Genomic DNA, 18,269 nt, shown 5'->3' with positions numbered 1-18,269 from the left:
GTGATTGTGGGTCGTATTCTCCGCAAGCGCAAGAACAAACGCCGCAAGGTATGCGTAGAATAGCGAGCCTATTCTCCGCAACCGTTGACCGGGGCTTGGCGCATGACGCGTCCCTGCACATCGACGCGGCTCATCTGATCTGGCGCACCGAAGCGGTTTCCGGCGATGATGCCGCCAACCGGAGACACCATCATGCATGCCGATTCCATCCTGCCGAACCTTTTGTCGCCGCCAAGGTTTCTATTCTTCACCGGAAAGGGCGGGGTGGGAAAGACGTCGCTCAGCTGCGCCATCGCCCTTCGCTTGGCGGACAGCGGCAAAAGGGTTCTTCTGGTCAGCACAGATCCGGCCTCCAACCTTGACGAGATGCTGGGCGTTCCGCTTGGTCCGCTGCCAACGCCGGTTCCCGGCACGGCGAACCTCAGCGCCCTGAACGTAGATCCGGAACGGGCGGCGGATGACTACCGGCGGCGCGTTCTCGACCAGATGGGCCCTGCCTCGACCGAGACCGAGCGGTCCACCGTCCGAGAACAGCTTTCGGGCGCCTGCACCACCGAGATCGCGGCATTCGACGAGTTCGTGGGTCTGCTGCTGGAGGACGGACAGGGTTTCGATCATGTGATCTTCGATACCGCACCAACCGGGCATACCCTGCGGCTCCTGAGCCTGCCGAAGGCCTGGACGGGTTTTCTGAAGGACAACGACCGTGGCGCTTCCTGCCTTGGCCCGCATTCGGGCCTGAAGATGCAGGAAGACCGGTTCCGCGCGGCGCTCGCAGCCCTCGGGGACGCAGGCCGGACCAGCATCGTGCTTATGACGCGCCCGGATGCAGGCGCGATCCGCGAAGCCGCCCGCACCTCGGCCGAACTGCGGGAGCTGGGGCTTGCCAACCAGCTGCTTGCGATCAACGGCGTCCTGCAAGTGCCCGTGGGCGCCGATCCCGTCGCCGCGCGGCTGGCCGCGGACCAGGCCGATGTCGTGGGCCGCATGCCGCAGGACCTTGCGGCCTTGCCAAGGTTCGAGGTTCCGCTCCGGCCCTATGACATGGTCGGGCTCGACACCCTGCGGGCGCTTCTCGCGCCCGAGAGCGAGCAGCACGCAGCACCGACCGTGCCGGTCGCGCAGGTCCCGCCTCTCGAGGGGCTGAGCGCGCTGGTGGATGGCCTGGCCGCAACAGGGCACGGATTGATCATGGTGATGGGCAAGGGCGGTGTCGGCAAGACCACGATCGCTGCGGCCATTGCCGTGGGGCTGGCCAAACGGGGGCACGCGGTTCACCTGACCACCACGGACCCTGCCGCGCATGTCGCCTTCGTGGTGGATGGCACCATGCCCGGTCTCACCGTCGACCGCATCGACCCCGAGGCCGAGACGAAGCGCTATGTCGACAAGATCATGTCCAGCAAGGGCCGGGATCTGGATGAACAGGGGCGGGCGTTGCTGCTCGAGGATCTGGCCTCACCCTGTACCGAGGAAGTGGCGGTCTTTCATGCCTTTTCCCGCACGGTGGCGGAGGCGCGGAGCGCCTTTGTCGTGATGGACACCGCGCCGACCGGGCATACCCTTCTTCTGCTGGATGCGACGGGCGCCTATCACCGGCAGATGACGCGGCATCTGGCACCAGATGCGCCGGGGAAGGTGACGACACCGCTGATGCGTCTGCAGGATCCGGACTACACGCGGGTCATCCTGGTCACGCTGCCCGAAACCACACCGGTGTCGGAAGCGGCCGCCCTGCAGGAGGACCTGCGCCGCGCGAGGATCGAACCATACGCCTGGGTGATCAACCGCGCCATGGCGGCATCGGGCACGCAGCACCCGCTCCTGCTGCGCCGGATCGCGGGCGAGGCCCGGCAGATTGCCCGGGTGAAAGACGGGTTGGCACGGCGGGTGTATCTGTTGCCTTTCTCGCCTGCGCCCCTTGTCGGGATAGATGCGCTCGGAAAGCTGAGCTGAGGCATAGCTTGCGGCGGTCCAGAGGTCCGATCCGACTGCCGCAGGAGCACGAACAACGCTGGCTGCCGAATGCCTGGCGCCCGTCAGAAATCGGTTTCCAGGTAGACCCCGGCGCAGTCGTAGGCGACGGCCGCGGCCGTCGCGCCGGTGTTGAGAAACAGCCGCGGCGACAGGAACTGCGTCGCGGCGGGCAGGTCGGCGGTGATCTCCTGCTCGAAGACCTCGTCGACCACACGGACCCATACAGAACTGCCACTCGGCGGCGCCGCCATGCACAGGGTCAAGACACCACCCGTTGTGATGCCGAAGCTTGCGTCTATCTCTCGGTCACGGTCGGCGAGCCGGTGCCGAAGCAGTTAACGGCTGCGTGCAGCGCAAGGGACGTGGCCAGAGCTGCTGTCGATCCGTAAAGCCCAAGCCCGGATCGCCAGACAGTGTTCTCAATCTGACGGCAATCTCACGGTCGTTCAGGCTGTTGGGATCTGCATTCATTCGCGCTCACAGAAGCGCCAACGCTGCAAATGATATCCGTGGCGACAATCATGCTTCGTTCTGGTACTGGGCGGGTGTTACGCCCACGATCTTCCGAAAGGTCCGGCAAAGATGACTTTGGTCGGAGAAACCGCAGTCGAGCGCGACCGACTTCAGCGGTATGCGCCCGCGCCGAAGCATCTCCTGTGCCTTGCTGACACGTTTCTGGATTACAAAGGCGTATGGGGCGATCCCGAAGTCGGCCTTGAACTGGCGCGCAAAGTGAAACGGGCTGATGCCGACGGCAGCTGCTAGATCGTCAAGACTGATGTTTTCGCTTAGCTGGTCTTCGATGAGGTCAATGATGCGTTTGCGTTGGGCCGGGCTGAAGGCGGAGCCGGTATCATCGGCAAGCCGGATCCGGGCATAGCGTCGAAGCAGATGCACCGCAATTTGGTTGCGCAGCGCGTCGATCATCAGGCGCTGCCCCATGCCACCGTTGCGCAGTTCGTTTTCAAGCATCTGGAAGCAGTTGAGCAGAACCGGATCGTCGGCCGAAACCTGATCTTCTATCTCGACGGATTGCGGGTCGCGGCCAAACACGGTCTGCGCCGTGGCCTCGAGGCAGTCATGACCGATGTAGATATGCCTGACCTGGATCGATTCTGCCCAGCACCATGTGGATTGCTCTGCCCGTGTCAAAAGCGAGATCCTGCCCCTGCCAACGGGCGCGCTTTGCCATGATCCGCCACTTGTTCGGCGCATGGTGGTCGGATTTCCGTCGTAGGCTACGATCATGTAATCGCGCATCGCGGGGATGGCGGCGTCCTGGCGATCGTAGTGGTAGCCTTTCATCGTGATGCCCTTCCAGTCCCGACCGGAACTGTCCATCGTGATGGTGCCGGGAATCCACTCGGGGATCCGGTCTGGCGTCACGAGTGCTTTCTGCATCTGGCTCCCCCTCTATTGGCGGTCGGGCCGAGTTGGCGGCCCGGCTTTTCGTGTCATGTCTGAACGGTGTCCGTCTGTTCTTCCAGAACGACGCCCGACCGAGTCAGATCGTCGATCTGCCGTTCCGAAAAACCCGCCTCCTTCAGCAGGGCGCGGCTATGCTGCGCGAACCGTGGCGGGGCGGCGCGAACTGCTCCTGGGGTCCGCGACAGACGTGCTGGAACGCCCGTGCCCTTGTAGCTGCCCACTGACACCACCATTCCACGATGCCGTGTGTGCGGGTGGTCGAGCGCCTCGTTCACGTTGCGCACCACGCCTGCCGGGACACCGGCGCGCAAGAGCACGGGTTCAAGCGCCTGGGCGTCGCTTTCCGCAAGGCGCGCGGACAGGATTTTCGTGATCTCGGCGCGGTGGGCCAGCCGGGCCGCGTTGTCGGCAAAGCGGGGGTCGCGCGGCACGTCGGACAGGCCGAGCACCTCGCAGAGCTTGGCGAATTGGCCATTGTTGCCGACCGCGAGATAGAGTTTGCCGGTACGGGTTTCGAACATGTCGTAGGGCACGATGTTGGGATGTCCGTTGCCGGTGGCAACCGGGACCTTGCCCGACATGAGGCTGTTGGCGGCCTGCGGGTGCATCATGCTGATGGCGCAGTCGTAAAGCGGCACTTCGATGGCTTGGCCCAGCCCGGAGCGGTACCGTTCGATGATGGCCGCCAGAACCGCATTGCAGGCGATGAGCCCGGTGCCGATATCCACGATGGGCGTGCCCATCCGCGTCGGGCCGTTCGCCGGGTTGCCGTTGATGCTCATCAGGCCGGTCATCGCCTGCACCACGGCATCATAGCCGGGAAAGCCGCCCAAGGGACCGTCGGCGCCAAAGCCGGTGACGTGGCAGAGGATGAGGCGGGGAAAACGGTCCTTGAGCACCGCATCATAGCCGAGGCCCCATTTTTCCAGGGCACCGGACTTGAAGTTGTGGACCAGAACGTCGGCGCCTTCCAGCAGGCGCAGGATCACGTTGCGCCCTTCGGGCTTGCCGATGTCGATGGCGATGGATCGCTTGTTGCGATTGGCGCCGGAGAAATAGGCTGAAAGCCCGTCCTTGAAAGGCGGACCCCAGCCGCGCGTCTCGTCACCTTGCGGGGGTTCGACCTTGATGATCTCGGCGCCATGGTCGGCCAGCGTCTGGGTGCAATAGGGGCCGCCCAGCACCCGGCTGAGGTCGAGGACGCGGATGCCGTCAAGCGCGCCGGGCATCACAGCACCTCGCGGTAGAGGGCTGCCACGTCGTCGGCGGACATGTCGCGCGGGTTGGTGTCCAGCAGACGGCTGATGCCTGTCACGACCTCGTTTGCCATGCCGGGAATGGCGGCCTCGGTTACACCAACCTCGGACAGGCGGGACTTGAGGCCGCTGGCTTTCAGCATCCGCTCCATCTCGTCGATCAGGGCAAGGGCGGCCGCCGCGTCGGAGTTGAAATGGCGGGTGGGCAGAAGGAGACGCGACAGGCGGGCGTATTCCACCTCGGCGACGGGCAGGTTGAAGCGCAGGACGGGGCCTGCCACCAGCGCGTTGGCATGCCCGTGGGGGACGTGAAAGCCGGTGCCAAGCGGATAGGACAGCGCGTGGATCGCGCCGACGCTGGCGTTGATGAAGGCCATGCCCGCAAGCGTCGCGCCCAGGAGCATCGCCTCTCGCGCCGCAAGGTCGGTGGGGGTATCCAGCACGCGAGGCAGGTTCTGGCCCAGAAGGACCAGCGCCTTGTCGGCCAGCCCATCCGAAATCGGGTTCTTGCGGGTGCGGCTGGTCGCGGCCTCGATGGCATGGACCATCGCATCAAGCGCGGTGGCTGCCGTGATGGAACGCGGCATCCCGAGCGTGAGCTTGGCATCCAGAAGGGCGATGTCGGGCAGAAGCTGCGGAGCATAAACCGCCTTCTTCTCGTGGCTCTCCGAGGTCAACACCGATACCCAGGTAACTTCCGACCCGGTTCCAGCCGTGGTCGGCACCTGGATCAGCGGCAGACGCCTTCCAGTCACGCGGTCAACGCCGATCATGTCGGCAATCGGCTGGCCGCTGGCCACAGCGACGGCTACGACCTTTGCGGTGTCGAGCGAACTGCCGCCACCGAGGCCGATCACTCCATCGGCACCAAACGCGCAGGCAGCCTCGACCGCCGCCTCGACGACGGCGATGGGCGGGTCGGCCTGCACCTTGTCGAAGATCTCGGCGGCGATGCCTGCGGCGTTGAGGGCCGCGACCGCTTCGGCGGCAAAGCCGCAAGCGACGATCCCCGGGTCGGTGATCACGAAGGCACGGGCAACCGACAGACCCTTCGTCAGGGTGCCAATCTGGGCGAGGCCGCCGCTCTGGCAGACGATCCGGGGGGTGCAGAGGAAGTTGAAATTCATCATGGGCTCCGGTTCGGTCAGGCGGCCGCGGCGTCGCGGATCATGTTCCGCGCGATCAGGACTTGCTGGATCTGGGTGGTGCCTTCGTAGATGCGGAACAGGCGCACATCGCGGTAGAAACGTTCGACCGCGTATTCGGCCATGTAGCCCGCACCGCCGTGGATCTGCACCGCCCGGTCTGCCACCCGGCCCACCATTTCCGAGGCATACATCTTGCAGCAGGCGGCATCGGTGGACACGTTCGCGCCCACATCCTTGCGGCGGGCGGTTTCCTCGATCATGCAGCGGGCCGCGAAGGCTTCGGTGCGGCTGTCGGCCAGCATGGCCTGGATCAGCTGCTTTTCAGCAATCGGTTCACCGAACTGCTTGCGTTCCATCGCATAGGCCAGCGCATCGCGGATAAGCCGTTCGGCGGCGCCGACGCAGACCGCCGAGATGTGCAGCCGACCCCGGTCCAGCACCTTCATCGCGGTCTTGAAGCCCTGGTTTTCCCGCGCCGGTCCGCCGATGATGTTGGCGGCGGGAACGCGGACATCTTCCAGGATCACGTCGCAGGTGTGCGAGCCTTTCTGTCCCATCTTCTTGTCGGGCTGGCCCAGCGACAGGCCCGGCGTTCCGGCCTCGACGATGAAGGCGCTGACGCCGGACGAGCCCTTCGTTTCGGAATTGGTGCGGGCGAAAACCGTAAACACATCGGCGCGCGGCGCGTTGGTGATGTAGCGCTTGGTCCCGTTCAGCACGAAATGGTCACCGTCGCGGCGGGCGGTGGTGCGCAAGCTGCCTGCGTCCGATCCCGCATCCGGTTCGGTCAGCGCGAAGGAGGCGATCATCTCGCCCGAGGCCAGCGCAGGCAGGTATTTGGCCTTCTGCTCCGGCGTGCCGTCGATGATGATGCCCTGAGACCCGATGCCGTTGTTGGTGCCGACCAGCGAGCGGAACACCGGCGAGGTCTGGCCCAGCACGAAGGCGGCCTGCACTTCTTCGGACATGGACAGGCCAAGGCCGCCATATTCCTCCGGGATCGACATGCCGAAAAGGCCCATGTCCCGGATCTCCTGCACGAGCGCGGGCGGGATCGCGTCTTCGTCGGCGACCAGCGCCTCGTTCGGGATCAGGCGTTCCTTGACGAAGCGGTCGAGCGCGTCGAGGAACTGGGCGAGGGTGTCGGAATCTAGGGCCATGGTGTTCTCTGGGGTCAGGGGGCTACGGCCGCCACGCGGCGGACAAGGTCGATCAGGCGGGGCGCGACATCGCTTTCGATCAAGTCGCGCGTCAGGGTTTGCGACGGGCCGCCACAGTTGAAGGCGACAATGGGCGAGCCGTCGTGCGGGATGAACGGCACCGCCACCGCGTTCACGTCGCGCTTCCATTCGGTGAAGGAAGTGCAGTAGCCGCGGGTCTGGTAATCCTCGATCGCCTGTTCGATGCCGGGCTGGACGTTCGGCCAGTTCTCGCCCTCATGCTCGCGCACGGCGTCGATGATCCGGGCGCGCTCGTCCTCGGGGTGGGCGGCGATGCAGGCGCGGCCGACGGCGGTCGTACCCAGCTTGATATGCGCGCCGACCTCGATCGCGAGCGTCACCGCATTGGTGCCCTTGCAGCGTTCCAGATAGACCATCGACAGCCGGTCGCGGCTGGCCATGGCCACCGGCATCCCGGTGTAATCGGCCAGTTCCTGCATGTAGGGCTTGGCGAGTTGTCGCAGGGGCATCCCGGCAAGGCAGGAAAAGCCCAGCGACAGCACCGGCGGGGCCAGCTGGTAGCGGGCGGTGTCGGGATTGTAGCTGAGGTAGCCCAGCTTGTGCAGCGTGTAGGTCAGCCGCGACACGGTGGATTTGCTCAGGGCCGTGCGCTCGGCCAGATCGCGGTTGCCCAGCGCCTCGCCCTCACGGCGAAAGGCGCGCAGAAGTTCAAGGCCACGAGCGAGAGCCACCACGAAATCGCGGTCCTGTTCGTCGTCCTCCGGTTTGTCCTTCCTTGGCCTCACGAGTGTCCCTCCCCAGGACAAATGCTGCGACTTGAATCCTGTCTAAGCCAAAGCTATGGTTCGCGTCAATAGTGCGGAAGAGTTTTCCGCATAGCGGAATACAGGTAATGCCCACCTTGTCCCGCTTGCCCCAAGGAAGAAGCGGGTGGCGCCGCCAATCGAGGACGTGAACATCATGAAAGATTTGGATTACCCGCAGATCCGCCACCTCATCGGCAAGGACTGGCTGGCCACCGCAGCCGCCGGCGACCGGGCAGTCATCAACCCCGCCAACGGGGCAGAAATCGGCCGAATCCCACAGGCCACGGCCGAGGATCTGGAGCGTGCAGTGCGCCGCGCCGAATCGGCCTTTGCGTCGTGGAAGGATCGCGCGCCCACCGATCGTGGCGCAATCCTGCGCCGGTTCGCCGATCTTCTGCGGCAGAACGATGCGATGATCGCCCGCTGGATCACGCTGGATGAAGGCAAGCCGCTGGCCGAGGCGCTTGTCGAGGTGCGGTCGTCTGCCGACCACGTTGACTGGCACGCCGAGGAATGCCGCCGCATCTATGGTCGCATCGTGCCATCGCGCAATCCGACGGTCCAGCATCTGGTGGTGCGCGAACCGGTGGGGGTTTGCCTGGCGATCACGCCCTGGAACTTCCCGCTCAGCCAGGCGGTGCGCAAGGTGGCGGCGGCGCTGGCGTCCGGCTGCACGATGATCCTGAAAGGTCCGGCCGAGGCCCCGGCGGGCTGCCTTGCCATCGCGCGCTTCCTGCAAGAGGCGGGTCTGCCCGAGGGCTGCCTGAACCTTGTCTGGGGCAATTCGGCCTTCATCTCGGAAACGCTGATCGCGCACCCTGTCGTGCGCAAGATCACCTTCACAGGGTCGGTCGAGGTGGGCAAGCATCTGGCCGCGCTGGCAGGCCAACACATGAAGCGGGCAACCATGGAACTGGGAGGCCATGCGCCGGTGCTGGTGTTCGATGATGCAGATGCCGGGGCGGCGGCGCGGGCGCTGGCGGGCAACAAGCTGCGCAATGCCGGGCAGGTCTGCATCTCGCCCACGCGGTTCTTCGTGCAGGCGGGCATTCACGAACGGTTCCTGTCGGAACTCGTGACGGCGTTCGAGGCCGTGAAGGTCGGCGACGGCCTGGCCGAGGGCACGCAGATGGGGCCGCTTTGTCATGCGGGCCGCGTCACGGCGATGGAAAAGCTGGTTGCGGATGCGCGCGAACACGGCGCCGAGGTGCTGACCGGTGGCACGCGGATCGGCAACAGCGGCAGCTTCTACGCGCCCACAATTGTCAACACCCCGGACGACAGCATCGACCTGATGCGCGAGGAACCCTTCGGGCCGGTCGCGGTCGTGTCGCCCTTCCGCGAAATCGAGGACGGACTGGCGCGCGCCAATGGCCTGCCCTTCGGCCTTGCCTCCTATATCTTCACCAACGCGCTGGACCGCGCCGATCGTGCGGCGGCGGGCCTTCAGGCGGGGATGGTCAGCATCAACCACTTCGGTCTTGCACTGCCGGAAACGCCGTTCGGAGGTGTGCGTGACAGCGGCTATGGAAGCGAGGGCGGGACCGAGACTTTTGACGGCTACCTGTCGACCAAGTTCATCTCGCGCAATTCTGCGCCGGTCCGGTGAGGTGTGACATGCCTGTTGATCTTGCACTGAGCGGTGGCACCGCCATCCTGACCATAGACAACCCGCCGCTGAACCTGCTGAGTGCCGAAATTCGGGCGGGCCTTCTGCACGGGATGGACGCGGCGGTAGCGCAGGGCGCGAACCGGCTGATCGTGACCGGGGCAGGCACGACCTTTGTCGCCGGGGCGGATGCCAAGGAGTTCGGTCTGCCTCCGACTGCACCGCACCTGAACGACGTGCTCTTGCACCTCTCACGGCTTCCCATCCCGACCATTGCCGCGATCAATGGCGCCGCATTTGGTGGCGGGCTGGAGATTGCGTTGGCCTGTCGCTATCGCATCGCCGCACCCGGCGCGCAGCTGGGATTGCCCGAGGTGGTTCTGGGCATCGTGCCGGGCGCGGGGGGCACGCAACGGCTTCCACGGCTGATCGGGGTCAAGGCTGCGCTGGACATGATCGTGAACGGCAAGCCCATCGCGGCGGGCAAGGCATTGTCGGTGGGGCTGGTCGATCAGCTTGCCGACGACCCGGTGGCGGCGGCACTGGCGCTGGACGGCACCATCCTTGCCACGGCGCAGGGGCCGGACCAGCGGCCCGCGCCGCTGGCCGATGACGCGGCCGTGGCGGCGATGCAGGCGCAGGCGCAGCGGCGGATGCCGGGCCAGATCGCCCCGCCAGTCGCGGTGAGTCTGGTTGCGGCAACGGCCAGTCTGCCCCTCGCCGAAGGGCTGGCGCGAGAACGCGCGGCGTTTCTGGAGTTGCGCGCCTCGCCGCAGGCGCGGGCGCTGCGGCATGTGTTCTTTGCCGAACGGGCGGCGGGCAATAGGGGGCGAGACTATCCCAAGCCCGCGCGGGACATCGCGACTGCCATTGTGGTTGGCGGCGGCAACATGGGGGCCTCCATCGCCTATGCGCTGGCGACCGCGGGCATTTCCGTGACAGTCGTCGAACGCGATGCGGCGGCGGCGGGGCGGGCCGAGGGAAACCTGCGCAAGCTGGTTGACCATGGTATCGGTCGAGGCACGCTTTCCGCCTCCGAGGGCGCGGCGATCCTGGACCGGCTGACCGCCGTTGTCGGTTATGCCAACCTGCCGCCCGCCGATCTGGCCATCGAGGCGGCCTTCGAGGATTTCGCGGTCAAGCGCGCGATCTTTGCCGAACTTGAAGCCGCCCTGCCGCCAGAGACGATCCTGGCCACCAACACCTCCTACCTTGACGTGAACCGGCTGGCCGATGACCTTCTGAACCCGTCGCGCTTTCTCGGCCTGCATTTCTTCAGCCCGGCGCATGTGATGAAGCTGCTGGAGATCGTGAAGGGGGATCGCACCGCGCCCGAAACGCTGGGCGCGGCCTTCGCGCTGGCGCGGCGCTTGGGCAAGATCCCGGTCCTGTCGGGGGTGTGCGACGGGTTTATCGGCAACCGTATCCTGACGCGCTACCGGCGCGAAGCGAACCTGCTACTGGCGGAAGGCGCGCTGCCCGCCCAGGTCGATGCCGCGATGCAGGGCTTCGGCATGGCGATGGGTCCCTTTGCGGCGCAGGACCTGTCCGGTCTTGACATCGCTTACGCCAATCTCAGGCGGCAGGACGCGGCCGCAGACCCGCGCCACGTGCCCCTGGTCGAGCGGCTGGTCGAGGATTACCAGCGGCTTGGCCGCAAGACCGGCGCGGGGTGGTATGACTATGGACCCGATGGCAAGTCCGCCGTGTCAGCCCTTGTAACGGAGGAAATCCGTAAGGTCTCGACCCGACTGGGCAATGCCCGGCGCAACTTCACAGCCGACGAGATCGTCGAACGGATCACCCTTGCGATGATCGCCGAGGCCTGCGCGATCCTCGAGGAAGGCATCGCCGAGCGACCTCAGGACATCGACCTTGTGCTGGTTCATGGCTACGGCTTTCCGCGCTGGCGCGGCGGGCTGATCCATCATGCCGACAGCCTTGGGGTGAGCGCCCTGGTGGCGCGCTATGGGGCGCTGGCCGCAGCCGATCCGCATGGCTGGTCGGTGCCGCCGCTGCTGGCGCGGCTTGCGGCACAGGGTCTGACCCTGGACAGCCTGAACGCCGCCGATGGCCGCGGCTGAGAACTTTGCCCCGCGTGTGACTGCAGAAGGGCGCAAAACAGCAAGAAGATGCAACACGGCAAGCAAGCACGTTCAATACTGACCACGCCACGACGTGTAGCGTCAAAAGATCAGGATCATGCCGCGAACCCCGCGCCGATGGAGGATCGGACGCAGGGGGAACGGACCGGAACGCCACCTTTGGAGGATGAAATGGCAATCAGCAAAGAAGCCGATACACTGCGTGCGCTCTATCAGAGCTGGACCGACCAGATGGTCGCGAACCCCAACCTGACGATCGCAAACCTGCGCAGCATGTTCGATGAATGGGGCCAGCCCGCGCTGGAACCGGAGAACGTCACCTATAAGAGCGACCACGTCGGCGGGGTCGAGGCGATCTGGGCGTTCCCCGTGGGTGCCGACACCAAGCGCGTGATCGTCTACACCCATGGCGGCGGCTTTGCCGTCGGTTCGGCCGACAGCCACCGCAAGATGGCGGGCCATCTTGCCAAGGCGCTGGGCGTGACCGCCTGCATTCTGCACTACCGCCGTGCGCCGGAACATCCCTTCCCCGCCCAGATCGAGGACGCGGTTGCCGCCTACAAGGCGCTGCTGGCCAAGGGATTTGAGGCGAAGAACATCCTGACGGCAGGCGACAGCGCCGGGGGTAACCTCGCCATCGCCTCGGTGCTGAAGTTCCGCGACCTTGGCCTGCCCCTGCCGGGGGCCGTGATTGCCTATTCGCCGTGGCTGGACATGGCGCTGCGCGGCAAGACGCTGGAAACCAATGCGGCGACCGATGCGCTGGTCGGCAAGCCGATCCTTGAGGCGATGGCCGGCATGTTCCTCGGCGGCGCCACTGATCCGCTCAACCCGCTCGCCAATCCGCTGGAAAACGACTTCACTGGCTTCCCGCCGCTCTACATCAACTGCGGTGGCGCCGAGACGCTGCAAAGTGACTCGGAAACCCTCGCTGCCAAGGCGAAGGCTCAGGGCGTGAAGGTGACACTTTCGGTGGTTCCCGGCATGCAGCACGTCTTCCCGGCCCTGGCGGGCCGTGCCCCCGAGGCCGATCAGGAACTGGCGCGCATCGCCGCTTGGTATCGCGCGCTCTGATCCCCCCGCCCCGGCGCCGCCCGACGGCGCGGGGCACCCCCCCACCTTTCATAACAGTCAACCGGCACCTCACCCGCGGTTCGCGGGGCGGCGGTGTCATGCTCTGGGAGGAGTAGCATGACCAAATCTCTGGAAACCACCAAGACCAAGGGCGCCGATTTCGACGCCGTCGTGATAGGCGCGGGCTTTGGCGGCCTGTATTCCGTCTACAAGCTGCGCAACGAGCAGGGCCTGAACGTCAAGGCCTTCGACAGTGCGGGCGATGTGGGCGGCACCTGGTACTGGAACCGCTATCCCGGCGCGCTGTCCGATACCGAAAGCTTCGTCTACCGCTATTCCTTCAGCGGCGAGCTTTTGCAAAAGGGCCGCTGGAAGACCCGCTATCTGACGCAGCCCGAAATCCTCGACTACATGAACGAGGTCGCGGACACCTACGATCTGCGCCGCAGCTACCAGTTCAACACCCGCGTTACAGCGACCCATTTCAACGACGAAACCGGTCTGTGGCATGTCACGACCGACAAGGGCCAGATAGTGACCTGCAAGTATCTGATCACGGGTCTCGGGCTCCTGTCCGCAACGAACACACCGAAGTTCAAGGGCATCGACAGCTTCAAGGGACAGGTGCTGCACACCGGCGCCTGGCCTGAGGGGATTGACCTCAAGGGCAAGCGCGTGGGTGTGATCGGCACCGGCTCCACGGGGGTTCAGGTCATCACCGCGACGGCGCCGATTGCCGGGCATCTGACGGTGTTCCAGCGCTCGCCCCAGTATGTCGTGCCGATCGGCAACACGCCCCAGGACGAGGCGACCATCGCCCAGCAAAAGGCCAACTACGATGACATCTGGAAGCAGGTCAAATCGTCGGTTGTGGCCTTCGGCTTCCAGGAAAGCACCGTGCCGGCGGAAACCGCTTCGCCTGAAGAACGCGAGCGCGTGTTCGAGGCCGCATGGCAGCGCGGCGGCGGTTTCTACTTCATGTTCGGCACGTTCTGCGACATCGCGACCAGTCAGATCGCAAACGATGCGGCGGCCGACTTCATCAAGAAGAAGATCAGGGAAATCGTGAAGGATCCCGCAACCGCAAAGGCGCTGACGCCGCGCGACATCTACGCCAAGCGGCCCTTGTGCGGGGACAACTACTACGAGGTCTACAACCGTCCGAACGTGACCCTCGCCGATGTAAAGGCCGACCCGATTGCCGAGTTCACCCCGACCGGCATCCGGCTGGAAAGCGGCGCGGAACACGAACTGGATGTGGTGATCTTCGCCACCGGATTCGACGCGGTGGACGGCAACTACGTCAAGATGGACATGCGCGGCCGCGGGGGCGTGACCATGCGGGACAAGTGGAAGGACGGCCCGCTCGGTTACCTTGGCATGATGGAGACGGACTTCCCGAACCTCTTCATGATCCTTGGCCCGAACGGCCCCTTCACCAACCTGCCGCCGAGCATCGAAACGCAGGTCGAGTGGATCGCCGACACCATCGAGATGATGGAAGCCAAGGGTCTGTGCTGCATCGAGCCGACCGAGGCCGCCCGCGACGAATGGGTCACGCTCTGCCGGACGATCGCCGACATGACCCTGTTCCCGAAAGCCGAAAGCTGGATCTTCGGTGCGAACATCCCCGGCAAGAAGAACGCGGTGATGTTCTACATGGCGGGCATCGGCAATTACCGCAATGCGATCAATGCGGTGAAGGACAGTGGTTATCAGACCATGATCTTCGACCGCGAGATGGCAAGCGCCTGACGCAGCGGAACACACGGCGGGCCGGGCAGGATTCTGCCCGGCCCATCGCTGTGCGCCAAGAAAACCACACAGCAAAAAAAGGGAGAGAGTCTGTGGGACGTGTATCTGGAAAAGTCGCCCTCGTGACGGGTGCTGCAATGGGGATGGGCAAGTCCCACTCCGAACTTCTGGCGCGCGAAGGCGCGCATGTCTTCGTCACCGACCGCGACGTGGCGGCGGGTGAGGGGGTTGCCAAAGGCATCGTGGCCGCTGGCGGCAAGGCCGACTTCATCAGGCATGACGTGGCAAGCGCAGCCGACTGGGCCAACGCCATTGCCACCGTGCGCGCCAAGGCCGGGCGGCTCGACATTCTTGTCAACAACGCGGGCGTGCTGATCCTGAAGCCCCTGCACGAAACCACGCCCGAGGAATTCGACCTGACGATGAACGTCAACGTGAAGGGCGTCTATCTGGGCATCCGGGCCGCCGTGCCGCTGATGAAGGAAGCGGGCAAGGCGTCGATCGTCAACATCTCGTCGATCTACGGCATCGTCGGTGCGGCGATGGCGGGGGCCTATATCGGCTCCAAGGGTGCTGTGCGGATGCTGACGAAATCCTGCGCCGTCGATCTGGCGGATACCGGGATCCGGGTGAACTCGATCCACCCCGGCGTCATCGACACGCCGATGACCAAGGACCTGCTGCACGCCGATCCGGCCACGCGGCAGGCGATCCTGGGATCGACGCTGCTCAAGCGCCCGAGCAAGCCCGAGGAAGTGTCGAACGCGGTGCTCTTCCTTGCGTCCGACGAAGCCTCGTTCGTCCATGGTGCCGAGATCGTCGTCGACGGCGGCTATACCGCAAACTGACCCCAAAGCCTGCCCTGTCCGCCCGGCTCGACCGGGCGGACAGGGGATTTGAGAAAGGAAGCCCTCCCATGAAGGTATTGGTCCCGGTCAAGCGGGTGATCGACTACAACGTGAAGGTTCGGGTCAAGGCGGACGGGTCGGGGGTTGACCTTGCGAACGTCAAGATGTCGATGAACCCCTTCGACGAGATCGCGGTGGAAGAGGCGATCCGGCTGAAGGAGAAGGGCGTCGCGACGGAGGTCGTCGTCGTCTCGATCGGCGTCAAGCAGGCGCAAGAGACGCTGCGCAATGCGCTTGCGATGGGCGCGGACCGGGCGATCCTGATCGAGGCCGCCGCCGACGTCCACACCGATATCGAGCCGCTGGCCGTGGCCAAGCTGCTGGCTGCGGTCGTCAAGGAAGAGGCGCCGGGCCTCGTCCTCTGCGGCAAGCAGGCGATCGACAACGACATGAACGCCACGGGCCAGATGCTGGCCGCCCTGCTGGGCTGGAGCCAGGCGACCTTCGCCTCCGAGGTCGCCATCGAGGGCGACACGGCCCGCGTGACGCGCGAGGTGGACGGCGGGTTGCAGACGATTTCGGTCAAGCTGCCGACCATCATCACCGTCGATCTGCGCCTGAACGAGCCGCGCTATGCGTCCTTGCCGAACATCATGAAGGCCAAGGCCAAGCCCTTGGCCACCAAGACGCCCGCCGACTATGGCGTGGACGTCTCGCCCCGCCTGACGGTGGTCAAGACCGTTGAACCGGCGGGCCGCAAGGCGGGGGTCAAGGTGGCTTCCGTGGCCGAGCTGATCCAGAAACTGAAAGACGAAGCGGGGGTGATCTGAGATGGCCGTTCTTCTTCTTGCTGATGTGGTCGATGGCAAAATGGCGACCGACCAGGTGGCCAAGGCGCTGACCGCGGTGATGTCGCTGGGTCCGGTGACGGTGCTGGTCGCCGGTCCGGACGCCACTGCCGCAGCGGCCGAGGCCGCAACGCTGGACGGCGTGGCCAAGGTGCTTCTGGCCGAGGATGCGGCCTATGCCCATGGCTTGGCTGAACCCACCGCCGCGCTGATCGTGTCGCTGGCGGGCGACTACGAGCACATCGTCGCCGCCTCGGGCGCGCTGTCGAAGTCGGTGCTGCCGCGCGTGGCCGCGCTGCTCGACGTGATGGTGATCTCGGAAGTTCTCGCCGTGCATGACGGCTCGACCTTCGACCGCCCGATCTATGCCGGGAACGCGATCCAGACGGTCAGGACCTCGGATGCGAAGAAGGTCATGACCATCCGCACCGCGACCTTCGATGCGGTCGGCAAGGGCGGCAACGCCCCGGTCGAGAAGGTCTCGGCCAGCGTGGACGGCAGTCTCTCGGCCTGGGTCGAGGACAAGGTGGCGTCCAGCGACCGTCTGGAGCTGACCTCGGCCGGGATCGTGGTCTCGGGCGGGCGCGGCGTGGGCAGCCAGGCCGACTTCGCGCTGATCGAGAAGCTGGCGGACAAGCTGAATGCCGCTGTCGGGGCGTCCCGGGCGGCGGTGGACAGTGGCTACGCGCCGAACGACTGGCAGGTCGGCCAGACCGGCAAGGTCGTGGCGCCGGACCTTTATGTCGCGGTCGGCATCTCGGGTGCGATCCAGCATCTTGCGGGGATGAAGGACAGCAAGGTCATCGTCGCCATCAACAAGGACGAAGAGGCTCCGATCTTCCGGGTCGCCGACTATGGCTTGGTCGCCGACCTCTTCACGGCCATCCCGGAGTTGATCGAGAAGCTGTAAGCCTGCTACATTTGGAGCATCAATATGACCGACGTCTTCATCTGCGACTACATCCGCACGCCGATCGGCCGGTATGGCGGGGCACTGTCGTCGGTGCGCCCCGACGATCTGGGGGCCATTCCGCTCCGCGCGCTGATGGACCGCAACGCCGGCGTGGATTGGGAAGCGGTGGATGACGTGATCTTCGGCTGCGCTAATCAGGCGGGCGAGGACAACCGTAACGTGGCGCGCATGTCGCTGTTGCTGGCAGGTTTGCCGGTCGGAGTGACGGGGACCACGATCAACCGGCTTTGTGGCTCGGGGATGGACGCGGTGCTGACCTCGGCCCGCCAGATCGCCGCCGGCGAGGCGCAGCTGGTCATCGCGGGCGGTGTCGAAAGCATGAGCCGCGCCCCCTTCGTGATGCCCAAGGCCGACAGCGCCTTTTCCCGCAACGCCGAGATCTGCGACACCACCATCGGCTGGCGGCTGATCAATCCGGCGATGCATGCGGCCTGGGGCACGGATTCGATGCCGCAGACCGGGCAGAACGTGGCGGATGACTACGGCATCAGCCGCGAGGCGCAGGACGCGATGGCGCTGGCCAGCCAGGCCAAGGCGTCGGCCGCGCAAGCCAACGGGCGCCTCGCGCAAGAGATCACCCCGGTGACGATCCCGCAGCGCAAGGGCGAGGCGCTGGTGGTGGACCGCGACGAACACCCCCGCGCCACGACCCTCGACTCGCTGGGCAAGCTGAAGCCCCTGTTCCCGAACGGCTCGGTCACGGCGGGCAATGCCTCGGGCGTCAACGATGGCGCGGCAGCGCTGATCCTCGCCTCGGCGGCAGCTGCGCGCGTGCATGGGCTGACGCCGATCGCCCGCATCCTCGGCGGGGCGACCGCGGGCGTGCCGCCGCGCATCATGGGCATCGGCCCGGCGCCCGCGAGCCAGAAGCTGATGGCGAGGCTCGGTCTGACGCAGGCCGATTTCGACGTGATCGAACTGAACGAGGCCTTCGCCGCGCAAGGCGTGGCCACGCTGCGCCAGCTCGGGATCGCCGACGACGATACTCGGGTGAACCGCAACGGCGGGGCGATTGCGTTGGGTCATCCTTTGGGCATGTCGGGTGCGAGGATCACCGGCACGGCGGCGCTGGAATTGCGCCACACCCACGGCAGGCGCTCACTCTCTACCATGTGCATCGGCGTGGGGCAGGGCATCGCCATCGCGCTGGAACGGGTGTGAGTGTCCCTATATCTGCTCTGTCCTTTCGAATCCTTGACGAGCCGGAGTGCAGAGGCGCAGCCTTGCCGGGTGCTGGTCATGCGATTTTCGCTGATTGGGG

At 65.5% G+C, this 18,269-nt stretch carries 16 protein-coding genes; 9 read left to right on the top strand and 7 right to left on the bottom strand.

Annotated elements, in window-relative coordinates; all coding sequences use genetic code 11:
* Nucleotides 1-68: 68 nt before the first annotated feature.
* Nucleotides 69-194 (bottom strand): hypothetical protein, encoded by a 126-nt coding sequence (locus FIV05_RS31980; protein ID WP_267479141.1) that lies wholly within the window; start codon nucleotides 192-194, stop codon nucleotides 69-71.
* Here FIV05_RS31980 and arsA point away from each other — a divergent pair.
* Nucleotides 193-1,956 (top strand): arsenical pump-driving ATPase, encoded by a 1,764-nt coding sequence (gene arsA / locus FIV05_RS28150; RefSeq protein WP_152508035.1) that lies wholly within the window; start codon nucleotides 193-195, stop codon nucleotides 1,954-1,956. The genes FIV05_RS31980 and arsA overlap by 2 nt on opposite strands.
* An 83-nt stretch (nucleotides 1,957-2,039) precedes the next feature.
* On the opposite strand, the gene FIV05_RS31975 is transcribed toward arsA, so the two are convergent.
* The 6 genes from FIV05_RS31975 to FIV05_RS28120 form a co-directional block, all read right to left on the bottom strand.
* Nucleotides 2,040-2,189 (bottom strand): hypothetical protein, encoded by a 150-nt coding sequence (locus tag FIV05_RS31975; RefSeq protein WP_208982774.1) that lies wholly within the window; start codon nucleotides 2,187-2,189, stop codon nucleotides 2,040-2,042.
* A 307-nt stretch (nucleotides 2,190-2,496) separates the two neighbouring features.
* Complete coding sequence (locus tag FIV05_RS28140) at nucleotides 2,497-3,378, bottom strand: AraC family transcriptional regulator (RefSeq protein ID WP_209171763.1); 882 nt, start codon at nucleotides 3,376-3,378, stop codon at nucleotides 2,497-2,499.
* A 53-nt stretch (nucleotides 3,379-3,431) separates the two neighbouring features.
* The gene (locus tag FIV05_RS28135; RefSeq protein WP_152508036.1) at nucleotides 3,432-4,634 is read right to left on the bottom strand and encodes a CoA transferase; all 1,203 of its coding nucleotides are present in this window, start codon (nucleotides 4,632-4,634) and stop codon (nucleotides 3,432-3,434) included.
* On the bottom strand, nucleotides 4,634-5,788 hold the full coding sequence (locus tag FIV05_RS28130) for an iron-containing alcohol dehydrogenase (RefSeq protein ID WP_152508055.1): 1,155 nt from the start codon (nucleotides 5,786-5,788) through the stop codon (nucleotides 4,634-4,636). Before FIV05_RS28130 ends, FIV05_RS28135 begins: the two co-directional genes overlap by 1 nt.
* A 17-nt stretch (nucleotides 5,789-5,805) precedes the next feature.
* The gene (locus FIV05_RS28125; protein ID WP_050474492.1) at nucleotides 5,806-6,969 is read right to left on the bottom strand and encodes an acyl-CoA dehydrogenase family protein; all 1,164 of its coding nucleotides are present in this window, start codon (nucleotides 6,967-6,969) and stop codon (nucleotides 5,806-5,808) included.
* A gap of 14 nt (nucleotides 6,970-6,983) precedes the next feature.
* Nucleotides 6,984-7,775, bottom strand: coding sequence for an IclR family transcriptional regulator (locus FIV05_RS28120; RefSeq protein ID WP_050474493.1), 792 nt, complete (start codon nucleotides 7,773-7,775; stop codon nucleotides 6,984-6,986).
* A 145-nt stretch (nucleotides 7,776-7,920) separates the two neighbouring features.
* Between FIV05_RS28120 and FIV05_RS28115 the strand changes: the two genes are divergently transcribed.
* The 8 genes from FIV05_RS28115 to pcaF all read left to right on the top strand — a co-directional run bounded on the left by FIV05_RS28115 (nucleotide 7,921) and on the right by pcaF (nucleotide 18,169).
* Nucleotides 7,921-9,405 (top strand): NAD-dependent succinate-semialdehyde dehydrogenase, encoded by a 1,485-nt coding sequence (locus FIV05_RS28115; protein ID WP_228866873.1) that lies wholly within the window; start codon nucleotides 7,921-7,923, stop codon nucleotides 9,403-9,405.
* An 8-nt stretch (nucleotides 9,406-9,413) separates the two neighbouring features.
* On the top strand, nucleotides 9,414-11,489 hold the full coding sequence (locus FIV05_RS28110; protein WP_050474494.1) for an FAD-dependent oxidoreductase: 2,076 nt from the start codon (nucleotides 9,414-9,416) through the stop codon (nucleotides 11,487-11,489).
* Between the two features lie 192 nt (nucleotides 11,490-11,681).
* A complete protein-coding gene (locus tag FIV05_RS28105) occupies nucleotides 11,682-12,584 on the top strand; it encodes an alpha/beta hydrolase (RefSeq protein WP_050474495.1) in 903 nt (300 codons plus the stop codon).
* Between the two features lie 117 nt (nucleotides 12,585-12,701).
* On the top strand, nucleotides 12,702-14,339 hold the full coding sequence (locus tag FIV05_RS28100) for an NAD(P)/FAD-dependent oxidoreductase (protein WP_050474496.1): 1,638 nt from the start codon (nucleotides 12,702-12,704) through the stop codon (nucleotides 14,337-14,339).
* A 92-nt stretch (nucleotides 14,340-14,431) separates the two neighbouring features.
* Nucleotides 14,432-15,187 carry a glucose 1-dehydrogenase gene (locus FIV05_RS28095; RefSeq protein ID WP_050474497.1) on the top strand — a complete coding sequence of 252 codons (756 nt, stop codon included), beginning with the start codon at nucleotides 14,432-14,434 and terminating at the stop codon, nucleotides 15,185-15,187.
* A 68-nt stretch (nucleotides 15,188-15,255) separates the two neighbouring features.
* Nucleotides 15,256-16,017 (top strand): electron transfer flavoprotein subunit beta/FixA family protein, encoded by a 762-nt coding sequence (locus FIV05_RS28090; RefSeq protein WP_050474498.1) that lies wholly within the window; start codon nucleotides 15,256-15,258, stop codon nucleotides 16,015-16,017.
* Between the two features lies 1 nt (nucleotide 16,018).
* On the top strand, nucleotides 16,019-16,945 hold the full coding sequence (locus FIV05_RS28085) for an FAD-binding protein (protein ID WP_152508037.1): 927 nt from the start codon (nucleotides 16,019-16,021) through the stop codon (nucleotides 16,943-16,945).
* Nucleotides 16,946-16,969: 24 nt separating this feature from the next.
* The gene (gene pcaF / locus FIV05_RS28080) at nucleotides 16,970-18,169 is read left to right on the top strand and encodes a 3-oxoadipyl-CoA thiolase (RefSeq protein ID WP_050474500.1); all 1,200 of its coding nucleotides are present in this window, start codon (nucleotides 16,970-16,972) and stop codon (nucleotides 18,167-18,169) included.
* Nucleotides 18,170-18,269 lie beyond the last annotated feature (100 nt).

Source organism: Labrenzia sp. THAF191a (genome assembly GCF_009363335.1).
Classification (GTDB): Bacteria; Pseudomonadota; Alphaproteobacteria; order Rhizobiales; family Stappiaceae; genus Roseibium; species Roseibium algicola.
Note: the sequence above shows the minus strand (reverse complement) of the source record. Positions and strands in the feature narration are given on the sequence as shown.